Genomic DNA, 14,139 nt, shown 5'->3' on the forward strand with positions numbered 1-14,139 from the left:
TTGGCGCCGTGGGGTTTTGCGGGCCCCCGTCGGCCGAAAAACGTGGGGGGGGATGGCCACCCGGTTGGGGGGGCCCCCCCCACCGCAGGTTGCGGAGACGGGATTGCGTGAGCGGGGTCGCCGCCGGTCCTATGCCGTCACTGGGATGCCATGGTGGTCTGCGCGCTGGAAGGTCTCCAGCAGTTCTGAGGGCGGTACGGCGATGACAGTGCACGTGGCGTGGGCCAGGCAGAAGCGCTTCCGGACACCCACCAAGGGCACCTTCTCGGCCCAGGTCATGTTGCGCCGCAGCAACATGGTGGTGTCCGTGGACTACACCCGCACGGACAACGACCGGGCGAAAGCGCGCACGGGGGCCGTCGACGCCGCCCGGGAGGCTCTCGGCCGGCTGTGACACCACAGCCGGCTGTGACACCGCAGCCCGGAACGCCGTCCCGCACCGGGGCACCCACCCGACCCATCCTGGTGGGCGGCTGATGACGGCGAGTTCACGCCGGATCGGGGAGATCGCCTGCGCGGTTTCCGTCCGCGATGACACTGGAGGGAACGGAAGAGACCGCACATGTGACGGTCTCGTAGGGGGGATCATGAAGGTGAATCGATTACGCGCGCGCCTGCTGGCATCGGCGGGTGCATTCGTGCTGCTCAGCATGGGTGCCGGGCAGGTGCTCACGGCCGTTCCGGCGGCGGCGGACTCGGGGGCGCGGGTCGTGGGGTACGCCGTTGACGATCTCGGCACGCTGGGCGGCACCGCCAGCTCCGCGGCGGCGATCGACAACGCCACAGTCGTCGGGACGTCCCAGATCACAGGCGACGCCACGACCCATGCGTTCGCGTACGACCGGCACACCCGCACGATGACCGACCTCGGCACCCTCGGCACCTTCAGCCGGGCGATCGCCGTGGAGGGGCCGTTCGTCGTCGGCGTGTCCGGGCTTTCCGACGGCGGCCCGGTCCATGGGTTCGCCTACGACCTGCCGAAGCACACGATGACCGACATCGGCACGCTGGGTGGCAGCAGCATCAGCATCACTGGTCTCAGCGGTCACACCATCGTGGGCTCCTCGTCCCTGGCCGGTGATCTGGTGACCCACGCGTTCGCCTACAACCTGGTCACGCACACCATGACCGACCTCGGCAGCCTCGCCGGCCCGTCGGGGACCAGTTCCGCGGCGGACGTCAGCGGGCACTTCGTGGTCGGAACCTCCTCGCTGCCCGGTGGGCCGGCCACGAGCAGGCACGGGTTCGTGTACAACCTGCTCACCCACACGATGACCGACCTCGGCACCCTCGGCGGCACCATCAGCACGGCCACTGCGATCAGCTGGCCCGTCGTCGTGGGCCAGTCCCGGACGGCAGGTGACGCGAGCCTCGACGGGTATGCCTACAACCTGCTCACCCACACCAGAACCGACCTCGGCCGCAGCCTGATGATCTCCCAACTGGTCAGCGGGAAGACGGCCGTCGGAGCAGACAGCCTCCTCGCGTTCACCTTCGATCTCACCACCCACGCGATCACCAGGATCGGTCCGGGGAACGGCGTCACCGAAGTCAAGGCGATCAAGGGCGATCTCATCGTCGGGGACGTGTTCGCCCCCAACTCCTTCGCCTTCGCCTACGACGTGAAGACCGCCACCTTCACGAAACCGGCCTCGCTCGGTGGCCTCAACTCCGTGGCGCTGCAGTCCGGTTGCCATGGCATCGTGGTCGGAAGCGCGGCCCTGCCGCCCCCGGACCCGCGCACCGCCAACGGCCCGTATCACGCCGTCATCTGGGTGCCGCACGCCGTCTGAAGGTCTCCCGCGGCCGGAGGACCTCTCTTGCACAGTGCGGTAACGATGCCTACGGCGAACCGGTTTCAGCGAGGCAGCCGACTGAGGAAGGGGCTGAGGCAGCCGACCGAGGCAGTCATGTCAGGCAACCGGGCGAGGCCGACGAGGGAGGAACCGTGGAGATCAAGAAGGTAGTGGTCCGCGAGGAAGAGACCACCAACCGTCAGCCGCGCGTACTCGAGAAGCGGCCGACGCGCTGAGCAGGCGGGGCCGAGGGCTGGGGCGGGCGCCGGGCGGAATCCGGCGCCCGCCCCGAGCCGGGGGAGGTGTGGCGGGATGCGCATTCACCTGGTGACGATGCCCTGGCATCCGATCGACCTTCCGTCGCTGCAAGTGGGTCTGCTGCACGCACTGGTGACGCGCAACCGGCCGGACGACGACGTACGCGAATTCCATGGATCGCTGCTCTGGGCGGAGTTCCTGCTGAAACGGTCGGACGGCCGGCTGCGTCCGGGTGACTACGTCACCGTCGGCAGTGATTCGATCTTCGACGGCCTGGGGGACTGGGTCTTCACGGGTGTCCTCTACGACGACCCGTCCTGGGGCGTGGCGCGGTCGCGGGACTACGCCCTGCGGCGCGGGATATCCATCGGCACGGCATCCGACATGCGCGTGCACGCGGCGGGTGGTGGCGCTGCCGCCGCGCATCCGGCACTGGCCTGTGCCCCGTACGGGGATCTGACCTGTGAGTTTCCCGTCGGTGGCCCGCCTGCTGCGGCGGCACCGTCCTTTCGTGTTTGCTCTGCGCCGAGCAGACGGCCAGCTCCATCGGGCGGCAGGTCACCGCACTGGCGCCGGCCTTGCTGGCCGTGACCCGGCCGGACTCGGGTCCGTTCGGCGCGGCGGCGCTGATGGCGCCGACGTATCTGCCCGGGGCCGTCCTCAGCCCGTTCGCCGGTGTGCTGGTCGACCGGGCGCGGCTGCGCAGGCTCACCGTCACGCTCACGTCCCTGCAGGTGGTCGTCGTCGGATCCGTCCCGGTCGCGGGCGCCCTGGGCCGGCTCGGCTGGTGGCAGTTGTACGCCGTGGCGACCGTCTCCGGGGCCCTGACGTTCCCGCTCTCGGTCGCCCTGCAGGCCGCCCTGATCGGGACGGTGCCGGGCGGGGCGCTGGCCGGCGGAGCGCCGGCGTCCTGGCTCGGCGATGTCCCGGTGCTCACGGGCGCGGCGGCGGAGGAGCTCCTCGCCGCGTGCAGCCTCTGGCTCCCGCCCCGTCTCAAGGACGCTGTCGAGGCACCGGTACGGACGCACCATCGATGAAACCGCGAGAAGGCCGAACGGGCCCGCTGCGGGCCCGTTCCGCACCGTTCGTCACCGTTAGACGGGGGCTACGGCGGGGGCTACGGCGCTCCCGCCGTGGTGGCGTGCTCCGCCACGGGTGGCTGGTCAAGGTCCCGCCAGTGCCCGGCGGGGATGCCGACCAGGTCGTAGAGCCGGCGGACCGGGGTGCGCCGTGGCAGGAGGACGGCGCCGGCCACGACCGCGAACAGCGCCAGGCCGACCGGCCACCCGAGCAGATGGACCAGGACGCTGGCGGTGACGGCGCCGCCGAACGGCAGCGCGTAGACCCCCGCCCCGGCGATGGCGACGGCCACGATCCGCGGCACCTTGCGGTCCGTGTCGCCGCCGGGCAGCCGCCAGCCCTCCACCAGCCAGCCGATCTCCGTGACCAGCATCGTCGTGATCACCGCGAAGCCGAGGACGACGAGGGCGAGGAAGGTGCCCGAGGTGGCGAAGTCCAGGACGCGGTTGACGACGCTGTCCTTCGGCCAGTCGGTGAACTGCTGCTGACTGGTGGTCAGGAAGCGCCGGTAGCCTTCGCCGTCCCAGCCGTGGATCAGCGTCGCGAAGACCAGGAAGTACCCGCCGACGGTCTGCAGATAGGCCCAGTAGCCGATGCCGGCCACGGCCAGGGCCTGGGCGATCAGAAAGCCCAGCAGCGCCGCGACGACGATGCCGGCCGCGTAGAGCAGGACGAATCCCGGCCACAGGCCGCGGTGGCCGCCGGCCACCTGCATGGTCTGCCACGACGGGTTCTGCCACAGCAGAAACAGCCCGGTGGGGACCAGCAGCACCGCCGCGAACAGCACGGTGAGACAGAGGTACGGATTCGCGGTGGGGCCGCCGATCCGCACCGCCATGACGCCGGGCAGCGCCTCGGGCGCGGCCTCGCGCTGCCGGGAGCCGACGGTCCAGCGTCGCCAGAACTGCAGTTGGCGGGTGGCGGAGACGGCGAAAGTGGCGCCGAGGGCGTACGCCCAGAACAGGGCGGCCTGTATCGGGATCATCGGGTCTCCGCTCGCAGGTTCAGTGATCGCGCGACGATGCTGTCCGAGGTCACGAGGGCCTGTTCGGCCTCCACATGGGTGAGGTAGACACCGGGCGGGATGACGGGCGGCATCGGCAGCTTGTCGGGGGTGAAGGTCACACACAGCACGCCCTCGATACACCCGCTGAGCCGGGTCAGATAGAGGATGACGTTGCCGCTGAGGTCGAGGCTGTCCGCGCTCAGGGCGAGCCGGCCGCCACCGTCATGGGTGGAAAGCCGGTAGTCGGTGAGGGATGCCGACGCCATGGTGACGATCATGACTTTCAGCGGGCCGTCGGCGGTGGGCATCGTGGTCACCCCCGAGAGGGCGAAGCCGTTCGGGGAGAAGCGGGTCGTGGTCACGGTCGGCGGATGGGCACCCGCTCGCGGCGTACCGGCCCCGCTGTCGGCGGCGCGTACCGGTGCGGCGCCGGCGCCGCCGATGAGCGCCAGCAGCACCACCGGCAGCGCGACGGCGAGCGCCCGGCGGCCTGGAGCGCCGCGCATGACTCCAGGTTCCGGTTCCGGTTCCGGGTCCGGGTCCGGGTCCGGCGCGATCTTGGGGTCGGATGCCGCGGACGTGTCAGCCGGCTCGGGTTCGACCGGCGTCCAGCCGAAGCCGATCGCGCTCCCGGCGATCCCGAGCAGCATGCCGACGAGGAAACCGCCGAGGTTCGTGGCGGCGAACGAGAGCACCGACAGGATCAGCGCGTTGATGCTGACGTAATGCCGGGTGTGCGGCAGGAACCACAGGAAGAGTCCCGCCACGATCAGGGCCAGCCCGATACCGATCGCGGCCAGGCCGCCGAGGCCGAGGCTGACCAGCACGGTCAGCGGCGACAACGGGATGACCAGCAGTTCGGCGCCGCCGAGGATCAGCAGCAGCCCACCCCAGAACGGCCGGGTGCGGCGCCATTCCCGTAACGCCCGGCGCTGGTCGGGCAGCGGCAGCCGTGTGTGGAGGCGTTGGAACCGGGCGGGCGCCTCGCGCAGCGCCCTCAGGAGCACTTGGCGCCGCCCAGGCTGACGTTCACCTTCATGCCCTTGAGACGGAAGTTGCCGCCGGTCGCGGACCAGGCGTGGGACTTCACTCCGGCCACGGTGATGTCCCCGGCCTGCAGCCCGAACGCGCCCTTGTCGCCGTGCAGACCCGGCACCGAGTCGAGCTCCGCGGCGTCCCGGCCGATCTGCGCGGTGCCGAAGCGGGCGTCGCCGACCAGGTCCTCGGCGTCGATGACGAGGCTGCTCGCGGTGACATTGCCGGCGCTGCCGCCCGCCGTGAGCTTGAAGACCACGGTGCCCAGCGGGGTGCTGACCTCGGCGGACTGGCAGATATCGCTCAAGGTCGCGTCGCCGAGGCCGAGCAGGGCCACGGGATGGCCCTTGCCGTCGACGGACCGGTCGGTCTGGACGTAGGAGGCGAGTCCGGTGCTCGTCAGCTGTCCCGACGAGACCTGGAAGCTGGTTCCGGAGACGGCGAAGGAGGCGGCCAGGGCGCCCTCCGCCATGACGGAGGCCATCGCGCCGACGGCGAGAACCGCGGGGATGGCGACGACTGCTGTCTTCTTCCACGCCGTTCTGCCGTACGGCAGGCGGCGGTTGGCTGCGCTCACTGTTCCTCCCAGGGGGCAGCGGATCCACCGGTCGCCCATGCGCGGCCGGTGCGGCTGTGCGGGTGGTCAGGAGGTGCGGGGCGTGCGGGACGTTCTGGGTGTGCCTGGACGCGCGGGGAGGTGCCGCGACAGGACCCGGCGGAAGGCGGTGTCGCTCGGCGGCCTTCTGTCATACTGCGGAAGTCCTGTGGCAGTTGGAGAGTAGGCCCGGTTTTGAATAATAGTCAACAGCGCGGGACGGAGGCCGGGGTGGAGGTTGTGCGCGGACCGCGCGGCACGGACCGCTCCCTGGCACGGCGGGCCGAACTCATCGCCACCGGCCGGAAATTGTTCGCCAATACCTCGTACGACGCCCTGTCCATGGACGACATCGCCCGGCACGCGGGCGTCGCCAAAGGGCTGATCTACTACTACTTCAAGAACAAGCGCGGTTACTACCTCGCCATCGTGCAGGAGTCCGTCGAGGAACTCGTGGTGCGCGCGTCCAGCAACGCCGACCTGCCGCGCGCCGAACGCGTGCGCCGTACCGTCGACGGCTATCTGCGCTACGCCCAGCGCCACCAGGCCGCCTACCGCACGATCGTCACCGGCGGCGTCGGCTTCGACGCCGAGGTGCACGCGGTACGGGACGCTGTGCGCGAGGAACTTCTCGGGGCGATCGCCGAAGGCGCGTACGGCCGCCGGGAGATCCCCGTCATCGCGCGCACCGCGCTGGTGGGATGGCTGTCGTGCGTGGAGGGCGTGACCCTGGACTGGCTCGGTCACCAGGAGCTGGAGCGGGACGTGGTGCGGTCCCTGCTGGTGCGCATGCTGCGGGACACCCTCCGGACGATCGAGTCCTTCGATCCGGGCTGCCCGGCGCCCGTCACGGACTGACCGCTCCACCGGCCGTCAGGACGGACCGCTCCACCGGCCGTCAGGACGGACCGCTCCACCGACCGCTCCGGCGACCGCTCCACCGACCGCTCCGGCGGGTGCCAGAACGGACCGCTCCGCCGGCCGCGGGCGTTACCCCGTTACCCCTTCCGAATTACTGGAACGCGTTCTACTCTGTGCGCCGTTGCCGCAGGGACCGGAGACCGCAACGCCGGAGACCTCAGGAGGGGCCGTGCACCTGGACTACACACCCGAGCAGCAGCAATTGCGCGCGGAGCTGCGCTCGTACTTCGCCGGGCTGGTGCCGGACAACGTCTACGCCCGTTACGCCGATCCCGCGGCGCAGAAGAAGTTCTACCGGGACACCATCCGCCGGCTCGGCGCCGACGGCTGGCTGGGCATCGGCTGGCCCGCGGAGTTCGGCGGCCGGGGGCTGTCGCCGATGGAGCAGTTCATCTTCTTCGACGAGGCGGCTCAGGCGGGTGTGCCACTGCCGCTGATGGCGCTGAACACCGTCGGTCCGACGATCATGCAGTTCGGCACCGAGGAGCAGAAGGCGTACTTCCTGCCGAAGGTCCTCGCCGGTGAACTGGACTTCGCGATCGGCTACTCCGAGCCGGACGCGGGCACCGACCTCGCCGCGCTCAAGACCCGTGCGGTGCGCGAGGGCGATGAGGCCACCGGCCACTACACCGTCAACGGGCAGAAGATCTGGACCACCAACGGTGACACGGCGGACTGGGTGTGGCTTGCCGTCCGCACCGATCCCGACGCTGCGCCGCACAAGGGCATCACCATGCTGCTGGTGCCGACCTCCGACCCCGGATACTCGTGCACGATCATCAACACCCTCGCCTCGCACGACACCACCGCCAGCTACTACGAGAACATCCGCGTCCCCGTCACCCGCCGGGTCGGTGAGGAGAACAAGGGCTGGCGCCTGATCACCAACCAGCTCAACCACGAGCGCGTCACGCTCGCCGCCCACGGCACCATGGCGATCCGCGCCCTGCACGACGTGCAGCGCTGGGCCGCCGACACCAAGCTCGCCGACGGCAGCCGGGTCATCGACCTGGGCTGGGTGCGGCGCCGGCTCGCCCTGACCCATACCCGGCTCGACGCCATGAAGCTGCTGAACTGGCAGATGGTGGATGCCCTCCAGAAGGGAACTCTCACCCCACAGGACGCCTCCGCCGTCAAGGTGTACGGCTCCGAGGCCCGCCGCGACGCGTACGCCTGGCTGATGGAGGTCGTCGCCGCGGCGGCCCCGATGAAGGAGGGCTCCGCCGGCACCGTGCTCCACGGTGAGCTGGAGCGCGGCTACCGCAGCGCGGTCATCTTCACCTTCGGCGGCGGCAACAACGAGATCCAGCGGGAGATCATCTCGTGGATCGGACTGGGTATGCCGCGCGTCCGCCGCTAACGTGGGTGGCGGGGCGGCAGGACGCGACCCACGGCAGGACGCGACCCACGGCAGCGAGGAGTCGGCGATGCGCGATGCGGACCCCGGGCTCTTCGGACCCGGGTCGGTCACCTGGCAGCTGCACGCCGACCCGGTGATGTGGGTCGCGGGGGTGCGCGCCCTGTACTTGCAGGCGCTGCATCCCCGCGCCGTACGGGCGGTCATGCAGAACTCCGACTTCAAGAAGGACGCCTGGGGGCGGCTGCTGCGTACCGCCGACTTCGTCGGCACGATCACCTACGGGACCTCGCTGCAGGCCGAACGCGCGGGCGCCAGGGTGCGCGGCATCCACCGCCGGCTCGGCGCGGACGATCCCCGCACCGGCGAGCGCTTCGGCGTGGACGACCCCGAGCTGCTGCTCTGGGTGCACTGCGCCGAGATCGACTCGTATCTGCAGATCGCCAGCCGGTCGGGACTGCCCCTGACCGGTGCCCAGGCCGACGCCTACGTCGACGAGCAGCGCACCGCCGCCCGACTGGTGGGCCTCGACCCCGACGCCGTTCCCGACAGCGCCCTGGCGCTCGCGGAGTACTTCGAGAAGATCCGGCCGGAGCTGGCCGCCGCCGAGGACGCCCAGGCGGTGTACGAGTTCCTCCGGGCGCCGCCTGTGCCCTGGCCCCTGCTGCCCGCCAGGGCGGCGTTGTGGGGGCGGGTCGCGGGCCTGGCCTACGCGGCGCTGCCGCCCTTCGCCCAGGAGCTGTACGGCCGCCCGGGGCCGCCCGACGCCGTGACCGGCCTGCGGCTGCGCCTGGCCGGCCGGGTCCTGCGCACCATCCCCCGCCAGCTGCGATGGCAGCTGCCGCCCGGTCATATCCTCAAGGCGGTGGGGCGGCTCGGGCCCGGCAGTCACCCGTCCGTGTACAAGCTGCGCGAAGGGGCGCGTTCCCTGCCGTAACGCGGCGTGCCGCCCGGCGGTGCCTGCGGCCATACTGGAAGCCGGGGGAAGTACGCGGAACGACGGGGGCGGGGGCGGCGGCGGATGATGGCGGCTGTACACGACGACAGTGGCACGCTGATTCAGAGCCGGTACCGGTTGCACGAGCTGATCGGCCGGGGCGGGATGGGCGAGGTCTGGCTGGCGCTGGACGAGTCGCTCGGGCGACGGGTCGCGGTGAAGTGTCTCAAGCCGCTGAGCCCGGCGGCCGACGCCGGATTCACCCGGGTGCTGCAGGAGCGCTTCCGGCGCGAGGCCCGGGTGGCGGCCTCGCTGCAGCACCGCGGTGTGACCGTCGTGCACGACTTCGGCGAGCACGAGGGCGTCCTGTTCCTGGTGATGGAACTGCTCGACGGACGCAATCTGCTCCAGGTGCTGGACGACGCCCGCCGCCAGCCGCTGCCGGTTCCGGACGTCATGGACATCGCGGAACAAGTCGCCTCCGCGCTCGCCTACACCCATGCGCAGGGCATCGTGCACCGGGATCTGAAACCGGCCAACATCATCCGGCTGAGCGACGGAGCCGTGAAGATCTGCGACTTCGGCATCGCCCGGCTCGGCCACGACATCGGCTTCACCTCCCGGCTCACCGGTACCGGCATCGCCATGGGAACCCCGCACTACATGTCGCCGGAACAGATCGGCGCCGCCGAGGTCGACCACCGCAGCGATCTGTACTCGTTCGGCTGCGTCCTGTACGAACTCACCACCGGGGCGCCGCCGTTCGACATGGACGACGCCTGGGCCGTCCTGGTCGCCCACCGCGACACCGCACCCGTGCCGCCGAGTGGCGGCAGGCCCGACCTGCCCGCGGAGCTGGAGCGGCTCATCCTGGACCTGCTCGCGAAGGACGCCGACGACCGGCCGCAGAACGCGGCGGATGTCGGCGGCCGCCTCAAGGCGATGCGTGGCGCGGCGGTCCTTCCGGTGGTGCCGGCGCCGCCGCTGCCGTCCTGGGCGCGCGATCTGCCCACCGGCTCCGGCGCCCGCGCCACCCGGGCCTTCCACGCCGCCGTCCCGCCGCGTCATGAACTGACCGGCGCCTGGTCCACCCGCACCGCCTCGGGCGCCGTCGCGCCCGCGCCCGAGCAGCTCGCCACCCTGGCCGCCCGTCACACCGAAGGCACCGGCCTCGGGCGGCTGGGCCGCTGGCAGGAGGCGTACGACCTGCACACCGCGGTCGCCGCCGAACGCGACCGGGCGCTGGGCACCGAGCACCCCGACACCCTGACCAGCCGCTACGAAGCGGCGTCGTGCCTCGCCCGGCTGGGCAGGACCGAGGACGCGATGCGGCTGTTCGACTACGTCGCCGGGGTGCGGCAGCGCGTACTCGGCCCCGACCACGCCGACACCCTCGCCGCCCGGCACGAGACGGCGTACGCGCTCGGGCGGCTCGGCCTGCACCTGGAGGCCCATCAGGGCTACTCCGCGGTACTGGCCGCACGGGAGCACACCCTGGGCGCCGAGCATCCCGACACACTGCGCTGCCGCCACAACCTGACCTTCAACCTCGGTCGGCTCGGGCGGCTCGACGAGGCCTACGCCATGGCGGTCGAACTCGCCGCCGTCCGGGCCAGGGTGCTGGGTCCTGACCACGCCGAGACGCTCGTCACCCGCTACGAGGTCGGCTATGTGCTGGGCCAGCTCGGCCGCTGGGCCGAGGCGCTGGACGTCTACGGGAAGGTGGCCGCCGCGCACGAGCGGACGCAGGGGGCCGGGCATCCGGACACCCTGGCCGCCCGTTACGAGATGGGCATCTGCCAGGGGCGGCTGGGGCGCAGCGCCGAGGCCCTGGATCTCTATCGCGACCTGGTCGCGGCCCGCACCCGCACCGCGGGCCCGTCCGACCCCGAGACGCTGCGCGCCCGGCACGCCATGGGCGTCAATCTCGGCCGGCTCGGCCGCTGGGACCAGTCGCTGGCCGAGGCGCGCGATGTGGCGGCGCTCCGGGAGCGGGTGCTGGGCGCGGACCATCCCGACACGCTGGTCAGCAAGCGCGAGGTCGCGGTGGGCCTGGGCTGGCTGGGCCGGTGGACGACGGCGCTGGACGTCTACCGCGAGGTCGCCGACGCCAGGACGCGGGTGCTCGGCCCGGCCCATCCGGACACCCTCACCAGCCGTAACGACGAGGCGCACTGCCTGGAGCAGCTCGGCCGGTCCGACGAGGCGCTCGCGGTCTATCGCAAGGTCACCGCCGAGCAGGGCGGGCCGCAGCGGTTGTGATCCGGTCCGAAGGGGTTGGGACGCGGTCCGCATTGGCTTTGACGGGGCTCGCGGTGGTTGTGGGTTTCGCAAATATCTGACGTTGCGTCAGATAATCCCTTCCGTCTCCGCGCCCGCTGCGGCATCCTGCCCACCATGGAGACGGAGCTGAGCAAACGGCTGGGTATCGAGCACGCCATCTTCGGCTTCACGCCGTTCCCCGCGGTGGCCGCGGCCATCAGCCGCGCCGGGGGAATGGGCGTACTCGGGGCGGTGCGCTATTCGGACGCGGACGAACTCGCCCGCGGTCTGGACTGGATGGAGGAGAACACCGACGGACGGCCCTACGGCCTCGACGTCGTGATGCCCGCCAAGAAGGTGGAGGGCGTCAGCGTGGCCGACATCGAGGCCATGATCCCCGAAGGGCACCGCGACTACGTACGGCAGGTCCTCGCCAAGCACGGCGTGCCGGAACTGGGCCCGGACGACGTGTCGGGCTGGCGGATCACCGGCTGGATGGAGGAGGTCGCCCGCAACCAGCTCGACGTGGCCTTCGACTACCCCATCAAACTGCTCGCCAACGCGCTGGGCTCCCCGCCCGCCGACGTCATCGCCCGCGCCCACGAGCACGACGTCCTCGTCGCCGCCCTCGCCGGGAGCGCCCGGCACGCCGGGCATCACAAGGACGCGGGCATCGACATCGTCGTCGCCCAGGGCTACGAGGCCGGCGGCCACACCGGCGAGATCGCCAGCATGGTCCTGGTTCCCGAGGTGGTCAGCGCCGTCGACGGCATACCGGTGCTGGCCGCGGGCGGCATCGGCACCGGCGAACAGGTCGCCGCCGGCCTGGCGCTGGGCGCCCAGGGCGTCTGGCTCGGCTCGGTCTGGCTCACCACCACCGAGGCGGAACTCCCCTCACGGGTCCTCATCGACAAACTCCTGGCGGCGGGCTCCGGCGACACCGTCAGATCCCGGGCGCTGACCGGCAAGCCCGCCCGCCAGCTGCGTACCGAATGGACCGACGCGTGGGAGGACCCGGCAGGGCCCGGCACTCTGCCGATGCCGCTGCAGGGCCTGCTGGTCGCCGACGCCGTCTCCCGGATCCAGAAGTACGAGACCGAGCCGCTGCTCGGAACCCCGGTCGGCCAGATCGTCGGCCAGATGAACTCCGAACGCAGCGTCCAAGCCGTCTTCGACGATCTCACCCGCGGTTTCGAGCGGGCCGTCGACCGGATCAACCGCATCGCCGGCCGAGCCTGAGGAGGCGCCCGTATGACGTCCACCGCACCCAACGGTTTCTGGGCACAGGCCGCCCAGGACCCCGACCGGCTGGTACTGGTCGCCCCGGACGGCGACGAATGGAACGCCGGACGGCTCAGCGCCGTCTGCAACCAGCTCGTCCACGGACTGCGCGCGGCCGGGCTCGAACCCGGCGACGCCTTCGCGGTCGTGCTGCCCAACAGCGTCGAGTTCTTCACCGCCTACCTCGCCGCGTTCCAGGCGGGCTTCTATCTGGTGCCGGTCAACCACCACTTCGTGGCGCCCGAGATCGCGTGGATCCTGTCCGACTCCGGCGCCAAGGTCCTCATCGCCCACGAGCGGTTCGCGCCCGACGCGCAGGCCGCCGCCGACGAGGCGGGCTTCCCGTCGGACCGGCGGTTCTCGGTCGGCGAGGTGCCGGGCTTCCGCCCCTACGCGGACCTGACCAACGGACAGCCGGTCACCGAGCCCGCCGACCGCACCAGCGGCTGGGTCATGAACTACACCTCGGGCACCACCGGGCGCCCCCGCGGCATCCGCCGCCCGCTGTCCGGCAAGCTCCCCGAGGAGACCTATCTCGGCGGCTTCCTCGGCATCTTCGGCATCAAACCGTTCGACGACAACGTCCACCTCGTCTGCTCACCGCTGTACCACACCGCCGTCCTGCAGTTCGCGGGCGCGGCCCTGCACATCGGCCACCCCGTCGTCCTCATGGACAAGTGGTCACCCGAGGGCATGCTCCGGGTCATCGACCGCTACCGCTGCACCCACACCCATATGGTGCCCACCCAGTTCCACCGCCTCCTGGCGCTCCCGGAGCCGGTCAAGCAGCGCTACGACGTCTCTTCCATGCGCCATGCCATCCACGGCGCCGCGCCCTGCCCCGAACACGTCAAGCGCGCCATGCTCGACTGGTGGGGCCTCTGCGTCGAGGAGTACTACGCCGCCAGCGAGGGCGGCGGCACTTTCGCCACCGCCGCCGACTGGCTCAAGAAGCCCGGCACGGTCGGCAAGGCCTGGCCGATCAGCGAGATCGCCATCTACGACGACGACGGCAAACCACTGCCGGCGGGCGAGGTCGGCACCGTCTACATCAACATGAAGACCGGCGGTTTCAGCTACCACAAGGACGAGGGCAAGACGCGGAAGAACCGCATCGGCGACTTCTTCACCGTCGGGGACCTCGGCTTCCTGGACGAGGACGGGTATCTGTATCTGCGCGACCGCAAGATCGACATGATCATCTCCGGCGGCGTGAACATCTACCCCGCCGAGATCGAGGCCGCACTCCTCACCCACCCCGCCGTCGCGGACGCCGCCGCCTTCGGCATCCCGCACGAGAGCTGGGGCGAGGAGGTCAAGGCCGTCATCGAACCCGCGCCGGGCCACCGTCCGGGCCCCGAACTGGCCGACCTCATCCTGACCCACTGCGAGCAGCGGCTCGCCGGCTACAAACGCCCCAGGACCGTCGACTTCATCACCGAGATGCCCCGCGACCCCAACGGCAAGCTCTACAAGCGCCGATTGCGCGACCCCTACTGGGAGGGCCGCGACCGCGCGCTGTGACCGCGCGGTCCTCAATCGCCGGACGGGCTGAAATCAGCCCGTCCAGGGGGCACCTCCCAGCGGTAGCCGGGGGAGCCCGGACCGCCC

At 71.2% G+C, this 14,139-nt stretch carries 13 protein-coding genes; 10 read left to right on the forward strand and 3 right to left on the reverse strand.

What is annotated here, in order from left to right; all coding sequences use genetic code 11:
* Positions 1–202 precede the first annotated feature (202 nt).
* The 4 genes from QMK24_RS22135 to QMK24_RS22150 all read left to right on the forward strand — a co-directional run bounded on the left by QMK24_RS22135 (position 203) and on the right by QMK24_RS22150 (position 3,091).
* Complete coding sequence (locus QMK24_RS22135; protein ID WP_283468330.1) at positions 203–394, forward strand: hypothetical protein; 192 nt, start codon at positions 203–205, stop codon at positions 392–394.
* 193 nt (positions 395–587) lie between these two features.
* Positions 588–1,793, forward strand: a complete 1,206-nt coding sequence (locus QMK24_RS22140) for a hypothetical protein (RefSeq protein ID WP_283468332.1) — start codon at positions 588–590, stop codon at positions 1,791–1,793.
* A 315-nt stretch (positions 1,794–2,108) separates the two neighbouring features.
* Positions 2,109–2,645 (forward strand): hypothetical protein, encoded by a 537-nt coding sequence (locus QMK24_RS22145; RefSeq protein WP_283468334.1) that lies wholly within the window; start codon positions 2,109–2,111, stop codon positions 2,643–2,645.
* A complete protein-coding gene (locus QMK24_RS22150; protein ID WP_283468335.1) occupies positions 2,642–3,091 on the forward strand; it encodes an MFS transporter in 450 nt (149 codons plus the stop codon). Before QMK24_RS22145 ends, QMK24_RS22150 begins: the two co-directional genes overlap by 4 nt.
* Positions 3,092–3,171: 80 nt before the next feature.
* Here the strand turns inward: QMK24_RS22150 and QMK24_RS22155 are convergent, their stop codons facing one another.
* Genes QMK24_RS22155 through QMK24_RS22165 form a run of 3 tightly spaced genes read right to left on the reverse strand, consistent with a single transcriptional unit; the run spans position 3,172 to position 5,752 of the window.
* On the reverse strand, positions 3,172–4,119 hold the full coding sequence (locus QMK24_RS22155) for a hypothetical protein (protein WP_283468337.1): 948 nt from the start codon (positions 4,117–4,119) through the stop codon (positions 3,172–3,174).
* Positions 4,116–5,147, reverse strand: coding sequence for a DUF6114 domain-containing protein (locus tag QMK24_RS22160; protein ID WP_283468338.1), 1,032 nt, complete (start codon positions 5,145–5,147; stop codon positions 4,116–4,118). The genes QMK24_RS22155 and QMK24_RS22160 overlap by 4 nt, the downstream gene beginning before the upstream one ends.
* Entirely contained in the window at positions 5,138–5,752 is a 615-nt protein-coding gene (locus QMK24_RS22165) for a DUF6230 family protein (RefSeq protein ID WP_283468339.1), read from the reverse strand. Before QMK24_RS22165 ends, QMK24_RS22160 begins: the two co-directional genes overlap by 10 nt.
* Before the next feature lie 213 nt (positions 5,753–5,965).
* Between QMK24_RS22165 and QMK24_RS22170 the strand changes: the two genes are divergently transcribed.
* The 6 genes from QMK24_RS22170 (at position 5,966) to QMK24_RS22195 (ending at position 14,052) form a co-directional block, all read left to right on the forward strand.
* Positions 5,966–6,628 carry a TetR/AcrR family transcriptional regulator gene (locus QMK24_RS22170; RefSeq protein WP_502962619.1) on the forward strand — a complete coding sequence of 221 codons (663 nt, stop codon included), beginning with the start codon at positions 5,966–5,968 and terminating at the stop codon, positions 6,626–6,628.
* A 232-nt stretch (positions 6,629–6,860) separates the two neighbouring features.
* Complete coding sequence (locus tag QMK24_RS22175; protein ID WP_283468342.1) at positions 6,861–8,051, forward strand: acyl-CoA dehydrogenase family protein; 1,191 nt, start codon at positions 6,861–6,863, stop codon at positions 8,049–8,051.
* A gap of 67 nt (positions 8,052–8,118) precedes the next feature.
* Positions 8,119–8,985 (forward strand): oxygenase MpaB family protein, encoded by an 867-nt coding sequence (locus tag QMK24_RS22180; protein WP_283468344.1) that lies wholly within the window; start codon positions 8,119–8,121, stop codon positions 8,983–8,985.
* Between the two features lie 84 nt (positions 8,986–9,069).
* The gene (locus QMK24_RS22185; protein WP_283468345.1) at positions 9,070–11,247 is read left to right on the forward strand and encodes a serine/threonine-protein kinase; all 2,178 of its coding nucleotides are present in this window, start codon (positions 9,070–9,072) and stop codon (positions 11,245–11,247) included.
* 135 nt (positions 11,248–11,382) lie between these two features.
* Positions 11,383–12,486 (forward strand): NAD(P)H-dependent flavin oxidoreductase, encoded by a 1,104-nt coding sequence (locus tag QMK24_RS22190; RefSeq protein ID WP_283468348.1) that lies wholly within the window; start codon positions 11,383–11,385, stop codon positions 12,484–12,486.
* Between the two features lie 12 nt (positions 12,487–12,498).
* A complete protein-coding gene (locus QMK24_RS22195; protein WP_283468349.1) occupies positions 12,499–14,052 on the forward strand; it encodes an acyl-CoA synthetase in 1,554 nt (517 codons plus the stop codon).
* Positions 14,053–14,139: the final 87 nt, after the last annotated feature.

The sequence above is a fragment of the Streptomyces sp. PH10-H1 genome, assembly GCF_030063355.1.
Taxonomy (GTDB): Bacteria; Actinomycetota; Actinomycetes; order Streptomycetales; family Streptomycetaceae; genus Actinacidiphila.

Bases quoted from the DNA above. Each gene is read 5' to 3' on its own strand.
- QMK24_RS22135 (WP_283468330.1), top strand. From the start codon at position 203: ATGACAGTGCACGTGGCGTGGGCCAGGCAGAAGCGCTTCCGGACACCC.
- QMK24_RS22140 (WP_283468332.1), top strand. From the start codon at position 588: ATGAAGGTGAATCGATTACGCGCGCGCCTGCTGGCATCGGCGGGTGCA.
- QMK24_RS22145 (WP_283468334.1), top strand. From the start codon at position 2,109: ATGCGCATTCACCTGGTGACGATGCCCTGGCATCCGATCGACCTTCCG.
- QMK24_RS22155 (WP_283468337.1), bottom strand. From the start codon at position 4,119: ATGATCCCGATACAGGCCGCCCTGTTCTGGGCGTACGCCCTCGGCGCC.
- QMK24_RS22180 (WP_283468344.1), top strand. From the start codon at position 8,119: ATGCGCGATGCGGACCCCGGGCTCTTCGGACCCGGGTCGGTCACCTGG.
- QMK24_RS22185 (WP_283468345.1), top strand. From the start codon at position 9,070: ATGATGGCGGCTGTACACGACGACAGTGGCACGCTGATTCAGAGCCGG.
- QMK24_RS22190 (WP_283468348.1), top strand. From the start codon at position 11,383: ATGGAGACGGAGCTGAGCAAACGGCTGGGTATCGAGCACGCCATCTTC.
- QMK24_RS22195 (WP_283468349.1), top strand. From the start codon at position 12,499: ATGACGTCCACCGCACCCAACGGTTTCTGGGCACAGGCCGCCCAGGAC.